Origin of the sequence: Mesorhizobium sp. WSM4311, from assembly GCF_002295115.1 — a bacterium.
Lineage (GTDB): Bacteria > Pseudomonadota > Alphaproteobacteria > Rhizobiales > Rhizobiaceae > Mesorhizobium.
On record NZ_NSFV01000019.1, the window covers coordinates 66,253 to 85,940 of the forward strand.

Genomic DNA, 19,688 nt, shown 5'->3' on the forward strand with positions numbered 1-19,688 from the left:
ATCGTTCGTAAAAATCGATCATTCTGACCATAACAATTCGTTGGAAAGATCGTTTGAGGAATGGCATTCCTCCGGCATACATGTCTGGAGAATTGCATTGTCATCCGCCATCCACATCGCGAACGATATTTCGAAAAGCATGATTTCCGCCGACCTCGCCGCAGGCCGCAAGCGGCTCGATTCGGTGTGGAACGGCATTATCCCCGGCATCGTGCTGGTGGCGATGATCACGGCCGTCGCCTTCTCGGCGCACAATGTCTCCGGCTTCGCTTTGTTCAGCCCGATGATCCTGGCTGTCGTTGCCGGCATGGTCTATTCCAACGTGCTCGGCACGCCGGCGCACGCCAAGGCCGGCATCGCCTTCTCGCAAAAGCGCCTGCTGCGCTTCGCCATCGTCCTGCTCGGCTTCCAGCTGACGCTCGGCCAGGTCGTCTCCATCGGCGCCGGCGGCGTCGGCATTGTCGCGGCGACGCTTGGCGCCACCTTCCTCTTCACCGTCACGCTCGGCCGGCTGATCGGCGTCGACGCCAAGCTGGCGCAGCTGATTGCCGCCGGCACCTCGATCTGCGGCGCCTCGGCCATCGTCGCCACCAACATCGTCACCGATGCGCGCGACGAGGACGTCACCTATGCCGTCGCCTCGATCACGCTGTTCGGCACCGTCGCCATGCTCGGCTTCCCGCTGCTCGCCCCGGCGCTCGGCCTCGACCAGCACGCTTTCGGCCTGTGGGCCGGCGCCTCCATCCATGAGGTGGCGCAGGTCATCGGCGCCGGCTTCCAGAACGGCACCCAGTCCGGCGAGATCGCCACCGTGGCCAAGCTGACGCGCGTTGCCATGCTGGCGCCGACGGTCATCGCACTCGGCCTGATGGCACGGCGCGGCAGCCGCGACCAATCGGCGGCACGGCCGCCCATGCCGTGGTTCGTCGCCGCCTTCGTCGCCGTCGTGGCGTTGAACAGCCTGGTCACCGTGCCCGCCGAAGTGAAGTCGGCCATGGCGCTCGCCACCACCATCATGCTGACCATGGGGCTGGCCGCCATGGGTCTGCAGGCCGACATTTCGCAGCTGCGGTCGCGCGGCCTGCGCCCGCTGGCGCTCGCCTTCTGCGCCTTCCTGTTCATCGGCGGCTTCAGCCTGATGCTGGTGAAGTTCGCCTAGCTCGCCAAGCCTCCCGCGAGGATTCGGATTCCGGCGGCCGCAGGGACGTCGGCTGGGTTGCCTGGCCGCATCTCACTCCAGTCTCCGACGCGCGCTCTTTCCTTGCGCCAGCACAACGACCGACCAACCGGCTCTGCTACGGTCGAAGTATGGGGAGAACCACGAAGGAGACGCCCATGCGGATCGATCCGAACATGTCCATGGACGACCTCATGAGACGATGGCCAACAAGCATTGCCGTGCTGATCCGGCACGGGATGCACTGCGTGGGCTGCCACATCGCTCCCTTCCATTCGATTGCCGAGGCCTGCCGGGATCATCGAATTGACGAAGCCGATTTCCTGAAAGGTCTTGAACGCGCCGTCGCCGGCGGGCCGGTCAGCCGTCCCTATGCTCCGCCAGCATCACCAGGCGATGCGCGTCGGTGATGGTGACACGCTGGCGGCCGCTGACGATGATCCCGCGTTCCTCCCAGGCGCTCAGCAGCCGGCTCACCGTATGCAAGGTCGTCCCCGTCATCTCGGCGATGTCCTGGCGAGAGATCGGGAAGTCGATCTCGATGCCGGCATCGGTCTTGCGCCCCGTCTGCTTCACCAGCCGCAGCAGCGCACTGGCAACGCGTTGCTCGACCTGTTCGGTGGCCAGTTCCATCACGCGCGCCTGCGTGTCCTGCAGCCTCGCGCCGACCGTCTTGAATGTTCCCGCGGTAAGAACGGGAAACCGGGACGATAGGTCCGGCCACACGGCATTCGGCCAGACCAGAACCACGCAGTCGACCGCGGCGATCGCGGTTGCCGGATAGGTCAGCCGGCCGAGTGCGGCGGCAACGCCGAATATTTCGCCCTCACTGATGTAGCGGGCGATCACCTGGCGCCCGTCGGGCGTGGTCCGCACGACGCGAATATGTCCCGCCAACAGCACGTAGAATGAACGCGCCTCAGCCTCCTGCTCGAAAATCGCGGCTTCCTTGGCAAACCGCACGGACCGGGCATCCCTCAGAATGCTGTCCAGCTCCGCGGGCCCCAGGCCCTCGAACAGCGAAAGCCTCGCGATGATCGATCGGTCAAGCGGCAACCCCAAACCCTCGCTGCACACGGCTCCAGATGACGCCGGCAGCCAGTCTATATTTCGTGCGCCAATTTGCGCCAGCGCAAATCGCCTGTCCGTGCTGTCGGCTAGAAGGCTGCAACGGTTTGAGCCGTGATGCACCGAAGAAAGGACTTACCCATGAAATTCCACCTGATCGCCGCGGCCGCCGCCCTGTTCGCCCTCGCCGGCGTCGCAAACGCCGAAGAGCACGTCGTCCAGTTGCTGACCAAGGGAGACAAGGGATCCATGGTCTTCCAGCCCGATTTCATCAAGGCGGCCCCTGGCGATACGGTCAAGTTCGTGCCCGGCGACAAGACCCACAATGTCGAAACCATCAAGGGAATGCTTCCCGACGGCGCCCAGGAAATCAAAAGCAAGATGGGTGAAACGACGACCGTCACCATGACGCAGGAAGGCGTCTACGGCGTCAAATGCAGCCCGCACTACGGGATGGGCATGGTGGCGCTGATCGTGGTCGGCAAGCCCGTGAATCTCGACGCGGCGCAGGCCGTCAAGCAGGTCGGCAAGGCCAAGACCGTGTTCCCCACGCTGTTTGCTCAGGTGGCGAAGGCGAACTGATCGAGGCCGACGGCCGGGCGGACAGACAGGTTCGTCCGCGCTCGACATTGGAATTGCAAAGTCTTGTGGGAGTGGCGGCGGCTTCGGCACCGTCACTCCCACGGCGTTTTGGCGCCCGGCGGGTATCTCCATTCGCCCGCGATTGCCGGTCTCCGAACAGCCGTCGTTGCCTCCCAGATGAACCAGATCAAGGCAAACTAAATTTCAAATTTGCGCCAGCGCAAAGAAGTCCTGGTGGAAAGGCTTATTCTCCATGCATCGAACGGTTCAGAAAAGGAGCGGGAAATGCTTACGAGACGCGAAGCACTGTTGGGGTCTGTTCTTGCGGCTGCGGCCGTCGCGACGGTCGGCTCGATGCCGGCCATGGCCAGCGCCAAGGAAGTCGCCGGCTTGCCGCGGGAAAAGGTGACATTGGTCGCGCCGCCTTTCGTCCATGCCCACGACCAGGTGGCCAAAGGCGGTCCCAAGGTCGTCGAATTCACGATGACCATCGAAGAGAAGCCGATGGTGATAGACGCCGACGGCACCCAGCTCAACGCCATGACCTACAACGGCTCGATTCCGGGGCCTCTGATGGTCGTGCATGAGGGTGACTATGTCGAGCTCACGCTGATCAACCCCGACACCAACACGCTTGCCCACAACATCGACTTCCATGCCGCCACCGGCGGGCTCGGCGGCGGTGCGCTGACCCTGGTCAATCCCGGCGAGCAGACGACGCTGCGCTTCAAGGCGACGCGCTCGGGGACCTTCGTCTACCACTGCGCGCCCGGCGGTCCGATGATCCCCTGGCATGTCGTTTCGGGCATGAACGGAGCGATCATGATCCTGCCGCGTGACGGGCTCAAGGACGACAAGGGCAAGTCGGTCCGCTATGACCATATCTATTACATCGGCGAAAGTGACTTCTACATTCCCCGCGACGAGCAGGGTAAATTCAAGAAGTATGACTCGGCCGGCGACAATTACGATGACACGGTGAAAGTCATGCGTGGCTTGATCCCCACCCATGTCGTGTTCAACGGCAAGGCGGGATCGCTGACCGGCGAAAACGCCATGAAGGCCAAGGTCGGCGAGACTGTCCTGATCGTCCATTCGCAGGCCAATCGCGACACGCGTCCGCATCTGATTGGTGGACATGGCGACCATGTGTGGGAACAGGGCAAGTTCGCGAACCCGCCGGCAAAGGACCTCGAAACCTGGTTCATTCGCGGGGGTTCGGCCGGCGCAGCCCTCTACACATTCCTGCAGCCGGGCGTTTACGCCTACGTCAACCACAATCTGATCGAGGCGGTGGAACTCGGCGCGACCGCGCATTTCACGGTCGACGGAAGCTGGGACGACGACCTGATGATGCAGGTCGAAGCGCCAAGGGCGATTACGTCCTGATTGCCGCCTCGGGTCCTAAGGTAGACGCGGCCTTGCGCCATTCCTGCAGGGCCGCGAACGCGGGAAAACTGCGATGCCCCTCAATCCCATCCTGGCTCTCGGAGGTCTGGCTTGCGCCCTGTTCACGCTGGGCGCGACGGGCGCCGTCGGCTGGCGCCCGGCGCCGGATCAGGAACTCCTGATACGCTCCGAACTCATCACCCTCGCGCCCGGATCGTTCGCCCATCCGCTGCCAGGCGAATTCCTCAGGCAGAACCACCCGGTCAGTGCTCCCGTGGTCCGGGCAACGGTGGCGGAGCCTTTCGAGATCATGAAATACCAGGTAAGCGCTTCGGACTATCGGCGTTGCGTCATGGCCGGCGCCTGCAAGCCGGCCGATGGCCGCGGCAGCGGCAATGTTCCGGTTACTGGCGTCAGCCATATCGATGCCGAGGCCTATGCCGACTGGCTTTCGGCCGAGACCGGATCGGCATGGCGCCTGCCGACGGACATGGAATGGGCCTATGCGGCGGGCGAACGCTTTCGCGGTGACATCGAGGCTGGCGAGACCGACCCCAACAATCCGGCGCAGCGCTGGCTCGTCCAATATCGCACCGAGGCTTCGCTTGGACGAAAATCCGACCCCGAGCCGAGAACCAGGGGCGGATTTGGACCCAATTCCAAGGGGGTGACCGACATTGCCGGCAATGTCTGGGAGTGGACGTCCACCTGTTACGTCCATACGACGGAAGCCGCCGACGGCGCCGGCGTTGCAAGCTCGATCGACAATTGCGGCGTTCATGTCGTGGAAGGTTTCCATCGCACCTATATGTCGAACTTCATCAGGGACGGGAAAAGCGGCGGTTGCGCCGTCGGCACGCCGCCCGACAATCTGGGATTCCGCCTTGTGCGCGACCGGCTCAACCTCGTGCAAGCCGCCATCCGGTGGCTGGGCATTTCCTGATCACGACAACAACAGGGCTTCTGCAATGACATTGAAATCGTCGCTGGCGGATCATGCGCGTCCGGCCCCGGAGAAGCCGTTGCATCATGCAGGCGTCGATCGGGCTGCGATCGGCCGGCTCGTTCGCGAATTCTATGCGCGACTGCGCAAGAACGAACGTCTCGGACCGATCTTCGCGCGCGAGATTCCCGGCGACTGGGAACCGCATCTCGAGAAGATGACCGACTTCTGGTGCTCGGTCATCCTCAAGACGGGTGACTATCATGGCCGCCCGGTGCCGGCGCACCTGAAGCTCGGGGACGTGACCGAGGCCGATTTCGATATCTGGCTGGCCATGTTCAGCCGGACGGCCGCCGAACTCTTTGGCCCGGAAATCGCCGCGGTGTTCGTCGACCGGGCCGAACGGATCGCGACGAGCCTGAAGCTGGCGATGTTCTTCCGCCTGGGCGATCGTGCCTAGAACCTCCGGCTCGGAACAGAACGGGCGCTCAGTCCTCGAACGAACTCGCGGCCGCATAGATCGCCGCGAGCGTCTCGATGCCGGCCTGGTCTTCCTTGTCGAAGCGGCCGGGCAGCGGGCTGTCGAGATCGAGCACGCCGAACACGCCTTCATCGTCCTCGAGCAGCACCACCAGTTCCGAGCGCGAATCGGCGTCGCAGGCGATATGGCCCGGGAAATCATGCACGTCCTTGATCAGCATCGAGGTGCCGAGTTGGACTGCCGTACCGCACACGCCCTTGCCGACCGCGATGCGCACGCAGGCCGGCTTGCCCTGGAAGGGTCCCAGCACCAGCTCCTCGTCCGAGGCCAGGAAATAGAAGCCGGCCCAGTTGAGGTCCGGCACCATCTGGAAGATCAGCGCCGCGGTGTTGGCGGCATTGGCGATCGAGTCGCTCTCGCCTTCGAGCAGCGCTTTCAACTGAGCGGCGAGGTCGCGATAGAAAGCGGCCTTGTCCGAGGTGTCGATGGCCTTGGCCGCGAACATGGCTTGTCTCCCAATTCAGAATCGCGGTTGCGTTTCCGCAAGCTCTCTGCACCAAACGACCACGCGACGATACTAGCTTGAATTCCAGTCGCCGCGAAAGTCGCAAGAAGATGCCCTGTCCGACACTCGGCAGCACGGCATCGAACCGTGCTGCCGTGATCAAGAAGGCAAGTCCATCAGCCGGCGGGTTTGTACGCGCCGGCTGCCTTCTTGGCGGCCGCGAGCACCGCCTTCATGTCGAGTTCTTCCAGTACAACCATCTCGGTCAGCGAGCCGCTCGCTCGCACCGCAAGGGACATGCCAATCCCCGCTGACTGGTCCGGCACCTCGCCATTGACAACGACGTCATAGATGCCGCGCGTGAACATCACGCTGCTCACCTTGCCGCCAACGCTTTCAAAAAGCGCCTTGACCGCGGCCTGCCTGTCCGAACCTTCCATCAACCCTTTGGCGGCATGAGGCGCATAGTTTGCCAAGATAGTCACTTTCATGGGTATTTCCTCCAAATGTCATTGTCTCGTGCTGCCCCACAATTCGAGCGGCACGGAGTGATTTATTTTTCGGAACAATCGCAGGCGCCCTGGGACGCGTTGCCGGCCAAGGGCACGCTGCCGGGCAAATATGCGCTCAAGCTAATATAATGACAAGACCGGACACGCCGATAGCGCCGACAGGAAGGTGCCTGGCTGGGACACGCTCGGCCAACGGCATCGAGCTTGCGCCATTGACGCGCGATGTGGTGCTGAGATTGAACGGCCAGTAGCGTCGGGCGCGGCTTTACATCGGGCGCTTGGGCTCGCCCTTTTGTGGTGCGGCCGTGTCGGAATCCGATTTCTTGTGCTTGTCGGCGGCAATCCTGCGGATGCGGTCGAAGCGGTTGTCCTCGGTGGTTTCGGTCGTGACGACCGTCTGCGGCTTCCGCACGAACACGATCATGGATCGATCTCCTGGGCTAGAAGCCCTGCGCGCCGGGAGAAAATCCCCCGGCGGCAAGATCCGGCTCCTGGAGCCGGCGCGGATTCAGGTCAGGCTGAAAGGTGACTTCTATGAACCACCCTCCAAGGCCGGCTGCATCCTTAGTAGCCGCCCATGCCGCCGCCGCCGCCCGCCGGTGCCGCATCCTTGGCCGGGATGTCGGTGATCATCGCTTCGGCGGTGATCAGAAGCGCTGCGATCGAGCCGGCGTCCTGCAGCGCGGTGCGCACCACTTTCGCCGGGTCGACGATGCCGGCCTTGATCATGTCGACATAGGTCTCGTTCTGGGCGTCAAAGCCCTGATTGTGATCCTTGCCGTCGGCGAGCTTGCCGACGACGATGGAGCCCTCGACGCCGGAATTCTCGGCGATCTGGCGGATCGGCGCTTCAAGCGCCCGCAGCACGATCGAGATGCCGGCGGTGACATCGGCATTGGCGCCGTTGAGGCCCGATAGCGCCGACCTTGCACGCAGCAGGGCGACGCCGCCGCCGGGCACGATGCCTTCCTCGACCGCCGCGCGCGTCGCGTTCAGCGCGTCGTCGATGCGGTCCTTCTTTTCCTTGACTTCCGACTCGGTGACGCCGCCGACGCGGATGACGGCAACGCCGCCCGACAGCTTGGCCAGCCGCTCCTGCAGCTTTTCCTTGTCGTAGTCGGAGGTCGTCTCCTCGATCTGGCCCTTGATCTGGGCGACGCGCGCCTGGATGGTGGCCTTGGTGCCGGCGCCGTCGACAATCGTGGTGGTGTCCTTGTCGATCAGCACGCGCTTGGCGCGGCCGAGCATCTCGACGGTGACGTTGTCGAGCTTGATGCCGAGATCCTCGGAAATCATCTGGCCTGCGGTCAGCACCGCAATGTCTTCCAGCATCGCCTTGCGGCGATCGCCGAAGCCCGGGGCCTTGACGGCCGCGACCTTGAGGCCGCCGCGCAGTTTGTTGACGACCAGCGTGGCCAGCGCCTCGCCCTCGACGTCCTCGGAGATGATCAGCAGCGGCCTGCCGCCCTGCACCACCGCTTCGAGGATCGGCAGCATAGCCTGCAGATTGCCGAGCTTCTTCTCGTGGATGAGCACATAGGGCTCTTCCAGCTCGACACGCATCTTGTCGGCATTGGTGACGAAATACGGGCTGAGATAGCCGCGGTCGAACTGCATGCCCTCGACGACATCGAGTTCGGTTTCGGCGGTCTTGGCTTCCTCGACGGTGATGACGCCGTCATTGCCGACCTTGTCCATCGCCTTGGCGATCATCTCGCCGACGGTTACATCGCCATTGGCGGCGATGGTACCGACCTGCGCGATCTCGGCCGACGACTTGACCTTCTTCGCCTTGGCCTTGATCTCGACGACAACGGCGGCGACCGCCTGGTCTATGCCGCGCTTCAAGTCCATCGGGTTCATGCCGGCGGCAACCAGCTTGGCGCCTTCGCGCAGGATCGAGGCGGCGAGCAAGGTGGCGGTGGTGGTGCCGTCACCGGCGAGGTCGTTGGTCTTCGAGGCCACTTCCCGCACCATCTGCGCGCCCATGTTCTCGAACTTGTCGGCAAGCTCGATTTCCTTGGCGACGGTGACGCCGTCCTTGGTGATGCGCGGCGCGCCATAGGCCTTGTCGATGATGACGTTGCGGCCCTTGGGGCCGAGCGTGACCTTCACCGCATTGGTGAGGATCTCGACGCCGCGCAGCATGCGGTCACGCGCGTCGGTGGCGAATTTGATTTCCTTGGCAGACATTTTTTCAATCCCGTTCGAATTTGGAGTGGACGAACCCCGCGCGGAAGGCGCGGCGCTCCAGTCAGGCGGCCTTCTTGGCTTCGACGCTCTTCTCGATGACGCCCATAATGTCGGCTTCCTTCATGATCAGAAGGTCCTCGCCGTCGATCTTGACCTCGGTGCCCGACCATTTGCCGAACAGGATCAGATCGCCGGCCTTGACGTCAAGCGGCACAAGCGCGCCGTTTTCGTCGCGTGCGCCGGGGCCGACGGCGATGATTTCGCCTTCCTGCGGTTTTTCCTTGGCATTGTCGGGAATGATGATGCCGCCCTTGGATTTGGTATCGCCTTCGGCGCGCCGGATAACGACGCGGTCGTGGAGTGGCCGAAACTTCATGAAAACTTCTTTCTGGGGCCGGCTTAGGCGGCCGCGCCCTTCCTATAGGCGCTTTGGCACTCGATAGATAGGAGTGCCAAAAATTATTCGCAGGGCGATTAAATATTGAAAAGTATTATTTCGGCCTGCCGTTTCGTGATATCCGGAGGCGGTCAAATAATTCAAAAAATTGAATTTTGCCGGTCGGATGCCTATTTATCGGACAAGTTCATTTTCTCGATTCCAGCCCCAAGGAGATTTATGCGATGGCCGACGGCAATCAGACGATCATGGAAAAAGCTGAAGCCCGCTTCGTCGACAAGCAGAAGAAGACGGCGGAGCGCAACAAGGCAACCGCCGAGTACATGTCCGAGGCGCGGGCCAGGGAGATCAAGACCGCAAAGCTCAGGACATTGCGCCTGGCCAAGGAAGAGGCGGATCGCGTCGCCGAAGCCCTGAACCCGACGCCGAAGAAGAAGCGGGCGACCAAGAAGGCCGCCGCAACGGAGGCAAAAACATGAGCCTGACCTTCCCCAACCGCAGCCGCAGCTATGACGAAGCCGGCAAGCGCATCCGCTTCGTCGGCCATGACGGCATGTTCCAGATTTCCTTCTCGGTTGCCGTCGATGCGATGAGCAAGATCCAGCCGCGAACCAGCGCCGATGAAGCGGGCTACCTCGCAACGTTCGACACCGAGAGCAGCGTCATCCGCGATGTTGCGTCGAAGGCCTACGGCCGTACGCGCAAGAGCATGTATGTGCTGACATCCGACGACTTCGGCTGATCAGCCGAGGTCCATGTCCTCGATCATCGTCCGTATCTTCGCGGCTTTTTCGAAATGGTCGAGGCGGTGGGTCCTGATCCACCATTCCGCTGCTTCCATCAGCAGTTCGGGGTCGTCATTCCTGTTGGCGAAAAACGCGTAGAACGACAGGCCGACGGCGGGCCCTTTCTCGGAAATCTTGCGGTCGCAGACCTCCAGTATCTTTTGCCTCAGGCTCGCTCTCACGGGAATCCTTCTTGTTTTGGTGTTGCGGGCCTTGGCCCACCCCGGAACGTTCAACCCTTGCGCTCCGCCCTCTCCTGATGTCGCCGACATTCATCTGCACGACCATGTCCTCGGCCTCGCGCGGGCTCATGCCGACCATCATCTCTTGCCTGATCACGCCTGGCTGGCCAGTCAAGACATCGACGATGGCCCAGATCTGCGGCAGATCCATGCGCAGTGCGCCAGAAGGTCGGGCACAGATTCTCGGCTGTAGGATTTTTGGAGGCCTCGCCTCGGGATCGAACCGAGGCTTCAGAGATTTGCCGTCTCCAGCGTAGCCGCTCCGCCACGAGGCCATGGCAACCGAACTAACGGGGAAATGCTTGCGGAAACGTTAAGGCCCAACGGCCGTTCTGTCGGTACTTTGCAAAATGTCGCCTGGCGTCGCTCTTCGGCAGACCCTTGCGGCGAAGCGATCACGGACGTCAACTTTCCCCTTGAACGATCCCCCGATCTGGCTTAGCCTCGACTTGAGAAAAGGTTTTTCCAAACCGTTCCGATCGGGCTCGGCCATTGGCCGGGCCTTGTTCCGGCCTGTAAGAGAAAACCTTTTCCCAACTCAGGATTCTCGATGGCATCGGACGATCAGCCTGTTCCGGTTTTCCCCAAGCCCGTCACCTTGCGTGACGTGGCGGCGCGGGCCGGCGTCAGCGTCGCCACGGCCTCGAAGGCGCTCAACGACCAGGGGCGCATGACAGCCGAGACGCGCGAGCGCATCCGCGAGACGGCGCGCAGCCTGGGCTTCCGGCCCAACAGCCTGGCGCAGAGCCTGCTCAGGCGCCGCTCCTTCACCGTCGGCCTGCTCACCAACGATACTTATGGCCGCTTCTCGCTGCCGCTGATGTCGGGCATTTCGGACGCGCTGGTCGACAATGGCGTCTCGGTGTTCCTGTGCAATGTCGAGGAGGATCCGCGGCTGGGCCAGTTGCATGTCGAGGCCATGCTCGACAAGCGCGTCGACGGCATCATCGCCACCGGCAAGCGCATCGACCGCCATCTGCCCGTCGATCTCGCCAATCTGCGCATCCCGGTGATCTATGCCTTCACCCAGCCCGATCCCGACGCCGTCGCATTCGTCTCGGACGATGCCGGCGGCGCGCGGCTGGCGGTCGAACATTTCTACCGGCTTGGCCGCAGGCGCATCGCCCATGTCAGCGGGCCGGCGAGCTTTGCCGTGGTGCACGCCCGCGCCCAGGCCTATCGCGACGTGCTCGCCGAAAACGGCCTGCCGGTCACCGAGCCGCTGCTCGGCGCCTGGTCGGAAGCCTGGGGGCATGAAGCGGTGGCGCAATTGTTCGACGGCAAGAGCGAACGGCCTGACGCCGTCTTTTGCGGCAACGACCAGATCGCGCGCGGTGTCATCGATGCCTTGCGCGAGCGCGGCCTCGACGTTCCAGGCGATGTCGGCGTCATCGGTTTCGACAATTGGGAGATCGTCGCCGAAGCGACGCGTCCGCCGCTGACCTCGGTCGACATGAACCTGGTCGTCCTCGGGCGCGAGGCCGGACTGACCCTGCTTTCCCTGGTCGGCGGTCAGCCCGCCGCGCCGGGCATTCGAAAACTGCCGTGCCGGCTGGTGGTGCGTCAGTCCTGTGGCCGCCCACCGGACGGCTGAAAACGCAGCGCCGCGTGACCGGCGCCAAGCCGCGCGCACCGCGGCCAACCCTTGGAGGAGGAGAACATGAGGAACGTGATTGCCAAACTGGCCCTGGCCGCTGCCGTACTGGGCGGTGGTCTCGGCGCTGCCGCCGCCGACACCGCCAACATCTGGGTGCGCGCCGACGGCTCGAATTTCATGCCGCGCATCGTCGATGCCTACAACAAGGCGCATAAGGACCAGATCAAGCTCGACATCATCCCCAATGCCGAGATCATCCCGAAATATGGCGCCGCCGCCGCCGGCGGGACAGCGCCCGACGCGCTGTCGCTCGATCTGATCTACACGCCCTCCTTCGCCGCCGCCGGGCAGTTGGAGGACATCACCGACTGGGCCAAGTCCCTGCCCTATTTCGCCAGCCTGTCGCCCGCGCATGTCAAGACCGGCACCTACAAGGACCACATTTACGGCCTGCCTTTCTCGGCCGACGCCTCGGTGCTGATCTGGAACAAGAAGCTGTTCAAGCAGGCCGGCCTCGACCCTGAAAAAGGCCCCGCCAACTGGGCCGAAATCGCCGCCGACGCCGAGAAGGTCAACGCGCTTGGCGGCAACATCAAGGGCTTCTACTTCTCCGGCAATTGCGGCGGCTGCAACATCTTCACCTTCACCCCGCTGATCTGGGCCTCGGGCGGCGACATCCTCAGCGAAGACGGCTCCAAGGCGACGCTGGACAGCCCGCAATTGCGCGGCGCCATCGATCTCTACCGCTCGATGGTCAAGAAGGACCTGGTGCCGGCAGGCGCGCAGACCGACACCGGCGCCAACTTCTTTGCCGCCTTCGCCGCCGGCAATATCGGCATCTCGCCCTCCGGCGCCTTCGCCATCGGCGCGCTCAACACCCAGTATCCCAATGTCGATTACGGCGTCACCTTCCTGCCGGGCAAGGATGGCGGCTGGTCGTCCTTTGCCGGCGGCGACAATTTCGTCGTCACCAAGGGCACCAAGAAGCTCGCCGTGGTGAAGGAGTTCCTGGATTTCGCCTATTCGCTGGAAGGCCAGACCATCCTCGCCAAGTATGGCAGCCTGCCGGTGCGCGGCGACATCGCCAAGGACGCGCTGAAGGATCTCGATCCGCGCTACCAGGTCGCCGCCGAGGCCATGGCCAAGGGCAAGACCCCCTATTCGGTGGTGTTCAACGATCTGATCAACTCCGCCAACGGCCCGTGGACGCAGATGATCAACGAGGTCTTCTTCGGCGACGATGTCGATGGCGCCATCGCCAACGCACAGGAGACCATGCAGTCGATCATCGACCAGGCGCCGCAGAAGTAGCGGCCGCCTGCCGGCCGCCCGCCTGTCTCCCTGGGCGGGCGGCCGGCGTGCTCCCTACCTCCCAACAAGGGGGAGGTAGGGCGGCCAACTGGATGCGACGCAAGAACAGGCAAAGCATGACCACCATCACCGCAAGCACCACCGCCCCGGCCCGCGCCCGAAAACTCGTCGGCGCCGGGCGCCGGCAATGGATCGGCCTCATCTATGTCGCGCCGGCGGTCGCGCTGGTCATGGTGTTCTTCGTCATCCCGCTCGGCATGACGGCGTGGATGTCGCTGCACAACTGGCCGCTGATGGGCGAGCACGCCTTCGTCGGCCTCGACAATTACGGGGCGATCCTGCGCGACACCAGGTTCTGGAACGCGCTCAAATTCACCGGCTACTACACGGTGGTCGTCACCATCGCGATCTTCGCCGTCGCCTTTCCCTTGGCGATCTTCATCGAGAAACCGCGGCCGCTGACCAACCTCTACCGCACTTTCTTCTTCATGCCGGCGGTGGTTGGTTTCGCCTCGGCGAGCCTGCTCTGGTCATGGCTGCTCAACGTCGATTCCGGCCTGTTCAGCCCGGCCGCCTACGACCTCGGCCTGATCGACAGGAAGTTCAACCTGCTCGCCACCTTCCAGCCGGCCTTCTGGTCGATCATCGCCATGGTGGTGTGGAAGGTCGCCGGCTTCACCATGATCATCCTGATGACCGGCCTGCAATCGATCCCGCAGGATCTGCAGGAGGCCGCCGTCATCGACGGCGCCGGACCGTTCGCGCGGTTCCGGGCGATCACGCTCCCGCTGATGCGCCGCACGCTGGCGCTGGCGCTGATCCTGTCGGTCGCGGGCTCGATCCTTGCCTTCGACCAGTTCTACATCATCCTGCGCGGCGGGCCGCGCAACCAGACGCTGACGGCGGTCTACTGGATCTTCAACCAGTCCTTCGTGTCGTTCAAGCTCGGCTATGGCGCGGCACTCTCCATGGTGCTGCTGGTCATCCTGGTGGCGCTCAGCCTCATCCAGCTGTGGCTGTTGCGCAAGCCCGAGGGGCTCGACTGATGGCGCAGGCGATATCAGCCAGAGGCAAGCTTGCCGCCCGCCTCGCCAGGCACTCCACCGGCATCATCGCCTCGGTGCTGTTCGTCGCCCCCATCGTGTGGACGGCGCTGTCGGCCTTCAAGCCGGCGGCCGAAGCGCGCCTGCCGCCGCTGCCGCCCTGGCCGACCACGGGCTTTTCGCTGGAAAACTATGCCACGCTGAACTCCTTCGGCGACGGGCTCTGGGTCTCGGCGCAGAACAGCATCTATGTCTCGGTGATGACCGTCCTGCTGTCGGTCATCGTCAGCGTGCTGGCCGGCTATGGCTTTTCGCGCTTCCGTTTTCCGTTCAAGGACCTGTTCTTCGTCCTCATCCTGTCGACGATCATGATCCCGTTCCAGTCGATCCTGACGCCGATCTTCCTGGTGCTGACCAAGCTTGGCCTGCACAACACGCTGACCGGCCTGGTCGGCGTCTATGTGACGCTGCAATTGCCGTTCTCGATCTTCATGATGCGCAACGCCTTCGACGCGGTGCCGCGCGAGATCGAGGAGGCGGCGCGTATGGACGGCGCCGGCAACGCCACCATGCTTTTGAAGGTGATGCTGCCGCTGGTCTGGCCGGGCGTCGTCACCATCGCGCTGTTCGCCTTCCTCGGCGCCTGGAACGAATTCCTCGCCGCCCTGGTGCTGATGACCGACCAGTCTAAATTCACGCTGCCGGTGATGATGACGGCACTGCAGTCGGGCCGCTTCGGCGCCATCGACTGGGGCGCCGTGCAGGCGGGCGTCACCGTCATGATGGTGCCGTGTCTCATCCTGTTCCTCGCTTTGCAGCGCTTCTACATCCGCGGCCTGATGGCCGGGGCCGTCAAATAACAGACTGAATGGAGTGAGTTCATGACCGAATCGCCATCCCCCCGCCCCGCCCCGAAGCGAAAGCCGAAACTCGCCTTCCGGCCGCTGCCGGTGCCGCAGGTCGATGTGCACGGCTTCTGGGGCGACCGCGCCGACGCGGTGGCGACCCGCACCGCCGACATCCTCTACGAGCGCTGCGTCGAGGCGCGCATGCTGGAGCAGATCGATCCGGACCACCCCTCGCCCGGCATCGTCATTCCCTTCCACTCGCCCTCGCCCGATGAAGCGGACCGCCAGGGCGCCGAATTCACCGGCTCGACGGTGACGACGCAGATGTTCTGGGATTCCGATCTCGGCAAGACGATCGAGACCGCGGCCTATTCGCTCTACCGGCGCAAGAACCCCGGGCTGGAGAAGAAGATCGACGCCGTCATCGACATGTACGGCAAATTGCAGCAGGAGGACGGCTATCTCTCCAGCTGGTACCAGCGCATCCAGCCCGGCAAGCGCTGGACCAACCTGCGCGACTGCCACGAACTCTATTGCGCCGGCCACCTGATCGAGGGCGCGGTCGCCTACTACCAGGCGACGGGCAAGCGCAAGCTGCTCGACATTATGTGCCGCTACGCCGACCACATCGCCTCGGTGCTGGGACCAGAGCCCGGCAAGAAGAAGGGCTATTGCGGCCATGAGGAGATCGAGCTGGCGCTGGTCAAGCTGGCGCGGGTGACGGGCGAGCAGAAATACATGGATCTGGCGAAGTACTTCATCGACCAGCGCGGCCAGCAGCCGCATTATTTCGACGAGGAGGCGCGCGCCCGCGGCGCCGACCCCAGGGCCTATCATTTCAAGACCTACGAATACAGCCAGTCGCACCGGCCGGTGCGCGAGCAGGACAAGGTCGTCGGCCACGCGGTGCGTGCCATGTACCTCTATTCGGGCATGGCCGACATCGCCACCGAATATGGCGACGATAGCCTGCGCGTGGCCCTTGACCGGCTGTGGGACGACCTCACCACGAAAAACCTCTACATCACCGGCGGGCTCGGCCCGTCGGCGCACAATGAGGGTTTCACCAGCGACTACGACCTGCCCAATGAGAGCGCCTATGCCGAGACCTGCGCCGCCGTCGGCCTGGTGTTCTGGGCAAGCCGCATGCTCGGCATGGGGCCGAACGCCCGCTACGCCGACATGATGGAGCGCGCGCTCTACAATGGCTCGATCTCCGGCCTGTCGCTCGACGGCTCGCTGTTCTTCTACGAGAATCCGCTGGAGAGCCGGGGCCGGCACAACAGATGGAAATGGCACCGCTGCCCCTGCTGCCCGCCCAATGTCGGGCGCATGGTCGCCTCGATCGGCAGCTATTTCTACAGCCTGGCGGACGATGCGCTTGCCGTGCACCTCTACGGCGATTCCACCGCCCGCTTCGACATTGCGGGCACGCCGGTGCAACTCACGCAGGCAAGCCGCTATCCCTGGGAGGGCGCCGTGGAGATCACGGTCGAACCGCAAGCGCCGGTGGAGTTCACGCTGCATCTGCGCGTGCCGGCATGGAGCAGCAGCGCCACGCTTCAGATCAATGGCGAGGCGGTCGACCTCGAAGACATGACCAGCGACGGCTATGCCGCGATCCGGCGCAGCTGGCAGAAGGGCGACCGCGTCCGGCTCGATCTCGAAATGCCGATCGAGCGGCTCTACGCCAATCCCGAGGTCAGGCAGGATGCCGGCCGCGTCGCGCTGTCGCGCGGGCCGCTGATCTACTGCGTCGAGGCATCGGACAATGACGGCCGGCTGCACCGCCTGACCCTGCCCCGCACGGCAACCATAGAGGCACATCAGGCGCCCGAACTGCTGGGCGGCGTGGTGACGCTTTCGGCCACGGCACGAGCCGACGCCGGCAACGGCTGGCAGGAGGGCCTCTACAGACCTGAGCCGCCGGCCAGCGTCGAGACGCGCCTGACCGCCATCCCCTATTACGCCTGGGACAACCGTGAACCGGGCGAGATGCTGGTGTGGCTGCGGGATGGCTGAGGCTTCCCGCTGCTCGACTATGTCCGGCTTGATTGGGCGGCGGCCGCCGGCAGCGCCGCGCTCGGTGCCGCTTGCGGGGCGCTGTTGTCGATATGCGCCCAGGCCGGCCGTTCGAACAGGAACATGCCGAAGCCGACCCGCTGGATGATGAGGTAGAGCACGACGGGGCTGATGATCGAGACCAGCAGCACCGCCAGGCTAAGCACGCCGGTATCGGTCAGCAGGCCGCTTGCCAGTGCGGCGCCACGGAACAGCGACATCGGAATGGTGAAGGCGACATAGACGACCAGCGAATGTTCGCCGAGCCAGCGCAGCCATTCCATCGAGACGAATGTCGACAGCACGCCGCCAAGCACGCAGAGCGCCACCGCGCCGGCGACGGCCAGGGTGAGATGCAGCGGCGGCCATGCCGCCAGCCCCATCTGCATGCCGACCGGCTGCATGGCATAACCCGGCGAATAGACGAGCAGGCCGTTGACGACAGCCCACAGGAGCAGGCCGGCGGCGGCCAGCATCGGGCGGGGCTGCGTCCATTCGACGAGGCGGAACACCAGCGGCGCCATGACGAAGCCGACATAGAAGAACACGAAATAGGCCGCGAACTGTTCAACCGCGTAGCTGTCGGGACGCGGCGCCCACATCTGCAGCCCGGCAGCGATGAGGATGACGACCCAGGCGGGCACGCGGAACTGCCGAAGGAGCTTGGCGGCAAGGCCGAACACCGCCAGCATGTAGATGAACCACAGCACGCCGTATGGCTGGACGACGGCCATTGCCAGATCGTGCAGCATGCCGCCGGGATCCCGGCTGAAGATGCCGATCTTGAGCCCGATCGAGATGATCGCCCACAGCACGTAGAAATAGAGATAGTGGACGACGCGCCGGTCGATGTAGCGCCGCCACGGCCGGTCGATCACCTGCGACAGGAACAGGCCGGAGATCAGGAAGAATTCCGGCATGCGGAACGGCGTCGCGAAGCCGATGACATAGTGCAGGAAGCCGACGCCGCCCGTGTACTCGCCGGTGTTGTAGGCCGCGTACATCATCACCACGAGGATGATCGAGAGGCCTTTGGCCGTGTCCACCCACGGCATGCGCATCGGGCTGTTCATGGCAAATCCATCCGGGGCCGGCCGAGGCGGCCAGCCATCATCCGGCGACATCTAGCACCATCAGGCTTCCCAGATCGTAAACATGGAAGGTCTTGGGGTGACAGGATGGCGGCGCCTAAGTCGTGAACTCACAGAGTATGACAGCGATGGGGTGGGAAACAGAGTGATGGGGTTGGCTTAGCCCTCCACTTTCCATTTTAGTTGGCTGGCGTCGACTGCGTCTGATCCCATATGCTCAACAAAATAGTCTCGTATCCTTTGGCGATGCCGATCCCATCGGGGAGACATTCGCACACTCTCACTCTCATACTCAGCTAGAAATACCCATTCCACGAATTGATCCGCTGTAACATTGCCGGATTGTGGAATAAAATCGGTGACATGCATGAACTTGTCGCCGTGCATTCCTCCGCAATAGCCATGCCCAGCACAGACCGCATGCATAAGCGAGTAAAATATATTATTTTCTTTCATGAAAATGCGCGATGATGAAGCGGAATGCCTACGCGCGCTGCCGCAACATATCCTTCTTGGGCGTAGGTCCGCAATGGCCCGTCTTCCGACCAAGACTCTTGGCGCGCAATTCATCGAGCGGTTACGCGACAATGAGACTACGCCCTAGCGCTTGGCCTTCGACTTGTTCAGCGCCACGGCGGCCCGCACCAGCGCCTTCAGCGCCTCTTCGTCGACTTCCTCACCCTTCTGAAAATCGATCGCCCGCCGCGTGTTTCCTTCGAGGCTGGAGTTGAACAGCCGCGTGGGGTCGGGCAGCGCCGCGCCCTTGGCGAAGGTCAGCTTGACGATGCTCTTGTAGGTCTCGCCGGTGCAGATCATGCCGTCATGCTCCCACACCGGAACCCCGCGCCACTTCCAGGTCTCGACGACATCGGGATCGGCTTGATGGATAAGCGCGCGCAGCCGGCCAAGCATGTCGCCGCGCCAGTCGCCGAGTTCCGTGATCCTGCCGTCGATCAGTTCGGAGGCGGATTTGCGCTCCTGCGATCCGGTCATGCTGTTCTCCTCGAGACTTGGACAATAATGCGCTCACATGCGCTCGCCAGGCAATTGGCTGGCCTGCTTCACCCAGGCGCTGAATTGCGCCTCGTCAAACGCGTCGTCCTCATGGATGTCGAGGTAGCGCGTGTCCCGACTTTTGGATTCGCCCGGCGGCACCGGATCCAGCGACATGCCGCGAAAGAAGGTCACCTTGATGTATCTGGTGAAGCAATGGAAGCTGAGGAACCAGCCTTCGCCCTCGATGCCGTAGAACGGCGAGTTCCATTTCACCGCCTTGTGCACGCCGGGCACGGTGCGCCCGATGAGCGCGTCGAGCCACCTGCCCATCTCGCGCTTCCAGCCCGGCATCGCCGCGATATAGGCCTGCACCGGAGCGTCGCCATAACCCTTGGCGATCTGCGGATTGCCGCCGGAAAGCAGCTTCGGCTCAGCCTTGGCCGGGGTCGACTTGACCATGCGCCTTC

General features: G+C 63.5%; 23 protein-coding genes. 13 read left to right on the forward strand and 10 right to left on the reverse strand.

The annotated features are described in order from the left end of the window. The first annotated feature begins 97 nt into the window (after positions 1–97). Entirely contained in the window at positions 98–1,159 is a 1,062-nt protein-coding gene (locus tag CK226_RS31255; protein ID WP_095793891.1) for a YeiH family protein, read from the forward strand. A gap of 176 nt (positions 1,160–1,335) precedes the next feature. Next, entirely contained in the window at positions 1,336–1,587 is a 252-nt protein-coding gene (locus CK226_RS31260) for a DUF1858 domain-containing protein (protein WP_095793892.1), read from the forward strand. Here CK226_RS31260 and CK226_RS31265 read toward each other — a convergent pair. Continuing rightward, positions 1,538–2,233: a Crp/Fnr family transcriptional regulator gene (locus tag CK226_RS31265; RefSeq protein ID WP_095793893.1), complete on the reverse strand. Its 696-nt coding sequence runs from the start codon at positions 2,231–2,233 to the stop codon at positions 1,538–1,540. The two genes, CK226_RS31260 and CK226_RS31265, sit on opposite strands and share 50 nt — an antisense overlap. 153 nt (positions 2,234–2,386) lie before the next feature. On the opposite strand from CK226_RS31265, the gene CK226_RS31270 reads away from it, so the two are divergent. From CK226_RS31270 to CK226_RS31285, 4 genes are all read left to right on the forward strand, one after another. After that, positions 2,387–2,827, forward strand: coding sequence for a pseudoazurin (locus tag CK226_RS31270; RefSeq protein WP_095793894.1), 441 nt, complete (start codon positions 2,387–2,389; stop codon positions 2,825–2,827). A 285-nt stretch (positions 2,828–3,112) separates the two neighbouring features. Beyond that, entirely contained in the window at positions 3,113–4,216 is a 1,104-nt protein-coding gene (gene nirK / locus CK226_RS31275; RefSeq protein WP_095775044.1) for a copper-containing nitrite reductase, read from the forward strand. 73 nt (positions 4,217–4,289) lie between these two features. Beyond that, positions 4,290–5,159, forward strand: coding sequence for an SUMF1/EgtB/PvdO family nonheme iron enzyme (locus tag CK226_RS31280; protein ID WP_095793895.1), 870 nt, complete (start codon positions 4,290–4,292; stop codon positions 5,157–5,159). Between the two features lie 25 nt (positions 5,160–5,184). Continuing rightward, positions 5,185–5,619 carry a group III truncated hemoglobin gene (locus CK226_RS31285; protein WP_095774911.1) on the forward strand — a complete coding sequence of 145 codons (435 nt, stop codon included), beginning with the start codon at positions 5,185–5,187 and terminating at the stop codon, positions 5,617–5,619. 28 nt (positions 5,620–5,647) lie between these two features. Here CK226_RS31285 and CK226_RS31290 read toward each other — a convergent pair whose 3' ends face one another. The 5 genes from CK226_RS31290 to CK226_RS31305 form a co-directional block, all read right to left on the reverse strand. Then, the gene (locus tag CK226_RS31290) at positions 5,648–6,145 is read right to left on the reverse strand and encodes a GAF domain-containing protein (protein WP_095774912.1); all 498 of its coding nucleotides are present in this window, start codon (positions 6,143–6,145) and stop codon (positions 5,648–5,650) included. A 176-nt stretch (positions 6,146–6,321) separates the two neighbouring features. Further along, positions 6,322–6,636, reverse strand: coding sequence for a GYD domain-containing protein (locus CK226_RS31295; protein WP_095774913.1), 315 nt, complete (start codon positions 6,634–6,636; stop codon positions 6,322–6,324). Between the two features lie 286 nt (positions 6,637–6,922). Then, complete coding sequence (locus tag CK226_RS35210; protein ID WP_179296114.1) at positions 6,923–7,081, reverse strand: hypothetical protein; 159 nt, start codon at positions 7,079–7,081, stop codon at positions 6,923–6,925. A gap of 140 nt (positions 7,082–7,221) precedes the next feature. Beyond that, a complete protein-coding gene (gene groL, locus CK226_RS31300; protein ID WP_095793896.1) occupies positions 7,222–8,850 on the reverse strand; it encodes a chaperonin GroEL in 1,629 nt (542 codons plus the stop codon). Positions 8,851–8,911: 61 nt separating this feature from the next. Beyond that, positions 8,912–9,226 carry a co-chaperone GroES gene (locus tag CK226_RS31305; RefSeq protein WP_095774915.1) on the reverse strand — a complete coding sequence of 105 codons (315 nt, stop codon included), beginning with the start codon at positions 9,224–9,226 and terminating at the stop codon, positions 8,912–8,914. A gap of 245 nt (positions 9,227–9,471) precedes the next feature. Between CK226_RS31305 and CK226_RS31310 the strand changes: the two genes are divergently transcribed. Then, a complete protein-coding gene (locus CK226_RS31310; RefSeq protein ID WP_095774916.1) occupies positions 9,472–9,726 on the forward strand; it encodes a hypothetical protein in 255 nt (84 codons plus the stop codon). Next, positions 9,723–9,989, forward strand: coding sequence for a DUF1488 domain-containing protein (locus CK226_RS31315; protein WP_095774917.1), 267 nt, complete (start codon positions 9,723–9,725; stop codon positions 9,987–9,989). Before CK226_RS31310 ends, CK226_RS31315 begins: the two co-directional genes overlap by 4 nt. Here the strand turns inward: CK226_RS31315 and CK226_RS31320 are convergent, their stop codons facing one another. Continuing rightward, positions 9,990–10,214, reverse strand: a complete 225-nt coding sequence (locus tag CK226_RS31320) for a DUF6500 family protein (protein WP_095790466.1) — start codon at positions 10,212–10,214, stop codon at positions 9,990–9,992. Between the two features lie 610 nt (positions 10,215–10,824). Between CK226_RS31320 and CK226_RS31330 the strand changes: the two genes are divergently transcribed. The 5 genes from CK226_RS31330 to CK226_RS31350 all read left to right on the forward strand — a co-directional run bounded on the left by CK226_RS31330 (position 10,825) and on the right by CK226_RS31350 (position 17,095). Further along, a complete protein-coding gene (locus CK226_RS31330) occupies positions 10,825–11,868 on the forward strand; it encodes a LacI family DNA-binding transcriptional regulator (RefSeq protein WP_095793897.1) in 1,044 nt (347 codons plus the stop codon). Between the two features lie 66 nt (positions 11,869–11,934). After that, entirely contained in the window at positions 11,935–13,182 is a 1,248-nt protein-coding gene (locus tag CK226_RS31335) for a sugar ABC transporter substrate-binding protein (protein ID WP_095774920.1), read from the forward strand. Positions 13,183–13,298: 116 nt separating this feature from the next. Beyond that, positions 13,299–14,228, forward strand: a complete 930-nt coding sequence (locus CK226_RS31340; RefSeq protein ID WP_095774921.1) for a sugar ABC transporter permease — start codon at positions 13,299–13,301, stop codon at positions 14,226–14,228. Continuing rightward, positions 14,228–15,085, forward strand: a complete 858-nt coding sequence (locus tag CK226_RS31345) for a carbohydrate ABC transporter permease (protein ID WP_095793898.1) — start codon at positions 14,228–14,230, stop codon at positions 15,083–15,085. The genes CK226_RS31340 and CK226_RS31345 overlap by 1 nt, the downstream gene beginning before the upstream one ends. 21 nt (positions 15,086–15,106) lie before the next feature. Then, positions 15,107–17,095: a glycoside hydrolase family 127 protein gene (locus tag CK226_RS31350; protein WP_095793899.1), complete on the forward strand. Its 1,989-nt coding sequence runs from the start codon at positions 15,107–15,109 to the stop codon at positions 17,093–17,095. A 17-nt stretch (positions 17,096–17,112) separates the two neighbouring features. Here the strand turns inward: CK226_RS31350 and CK226_RS31355 are convergent, their stop codons facing one another. From CK226_RS31355 to CK226_RS31365, 3 genes are all read right to left on the reverse strand, one after another. Further along, positions 17,113–18,207 carry an acyltransferase family protein gene (locus CK226_RS31355; RefSeq protein ID WP_095793925.1) on the reverse strand — a complete coding sequence of 365 codons (1,095 nt, stop codon included), beginning with the start codon at positions 18,205–18,207 and terminating at the stop codon, positions 17,113–17,115. Between the two features lie 618 nt (positions 18,208–18,825). Then, positions 18,826–19,218, reverse strand: coding sequence for a DUF1801 domain-containing protein (locus CK226_RS31360; protein WP_095793900.1), 393 nt, complete (start codon positions 19,216–19,218; stop codon positions 18,826–18,828). Between the two features lie 33 nt (positions 19,219–19,251). Further along, positions 19,252–19,680, reverse strand: coding sequence for a DUF1801 domain-containing protein (locus CK226_RS31365; protein WP_095793901.1), 429 nt, complete (start codon positions 19,678–19,680; stop codon positions 19,252–19,254). Positions 19,681–19,688: the final 8 nt, after the last annotated feature.

Coding starts and splice junctions, on each gene's coding strand:
- CK226_RS31260 (WP_095793892.1), top strand. CDS start 1,336: ATGCGGATCGATCCGAACATGTCCATGGACGACCTCATGAGACGATGG.
- CK226_RS31270 (WP_095793894.1), top strand. CDS start 2,387: ATGAAATTCCACCTGATCGCCGCGGCCGCCGCCCTGTTCGCCCTCGCC.
- nirK (WP_095775044.1), top strand. CDS start 3,113: ATGCTTACGAGACGCGAAGCACTGTTGGGGTCTGTTCTTGCGGCTGCG.
- CK226_RS31280 (WP_095793895.1), top strand. CDS start 4,290: ATGCCCCTCAATCCCATCCTGGCTCTCGGAGGTCTGGCTTGCGCCCTG.
- CK226_RS31285 (WP_095774911.1), top strand. CDS start 5,185: ATGACATTGAAATCGTCGCTGGCGGATCATGCGCGTCCGGCCCCGGAG.
- CK226_RS31290 (WP_095774912.1), bottom strand. CDS start 6,145: ATGTTCGCGGCCAAGGCCATCGACACCTCGGACAAGGCCGCTTTCTAT.
- CK226_RS31295 (WP_095774913.1), bottom strand. CDS start 6,636: ATGAAAGTGACTATCTTGGCAAACTATGCGCCTCATGCCGCCAAAGGG.
- CK226_RS35210 (WP_179296114.1), bottom strand. CDS start 7,081: ATGATCGTGTTCGTGCGGAAGCCGCAGACGGTCGTCACGACCGAAACC.
- groL (WP_095793896.1), bottom strand. CDS start 8,850: ATGTCTGCCAAGGAAATCAAATTCGCCACCGACGCGCGTGACCGCATG.
- CK226_RS31305 (WP_095774915.1), bottom strand. CDS start 9,226: ATGAAGTTTCGGCCACTCCACGACCGCGTCGTTATCCGGCGCGCCGAA.
- CK226_RS31310 (WP_095774916.1), top strand. CDS start 9,472: ATGGCCGACGGCAATCAGACGATCATGGAAAAAGCTGAAGCCCGCTTC.
- CK226_RS31315 (WP_095774917.1), top strand. CDS start 9,723: ATGAGCCTGACCTTCCCCAACCGCAGCCGCAGCTATGACGAAGCCGGC.
- CK226_RS31330 (WP_095793897.1), top strand. CDS start 10,825: ATGGCATCGGACGATCAGCCTGTTCCGGTTTTCCCCAAGCCCGTCACC.
- CK226_RS31335 (WP_095774920.1), top strand. CDS start 11,935: ATGAGGAACGTGATTGCCAAACTGGCCCTGGCCGCTGCCGTACTGGGC.
- CK226_RS31340 (WP_095774921.1), top strand. CDS start 13,299: ATGACCACCATCACCGCAAGCACCACCGCCCCGGCCCGCGCCCGAAAA.
- CK226_RS31345 (WP_095793898.1), top strand. CDS start 14,228: ATGGCGCAGGCGATATCAGCCAGAGGCAAGCTTGCCGCCCGCCTCGCC.
- CK226_RS31350 (WP_095793899.1), top strand. CDS start 15,107: ATGACCGAATCGCCATCCCCCCGCCCCGCCCCGAAGCGAAAGCCGAAA.
- CK226_RS31355 (WP_095793925.1), bottom strand. CDS start 18,207: ATGAACAGCCCGATGCGCATGCCGTGGGTGGACACGGCCAAAGGCCTC.
- CK226_RS31360 (WP_095793900.1), bottom strand. CDS start 19,218: ATGACCGGATCGCAGGAGCGCAAATCCGCCTCCGAACTGATCGACGGC.
- CK226_RS31365 (WP_095793901.1), bottom strand. CDS start 19,680: ATGGTCAAGTCGACCCCGGCCAAGGCTGAGCCGAAGCTGCTTTCCGGC.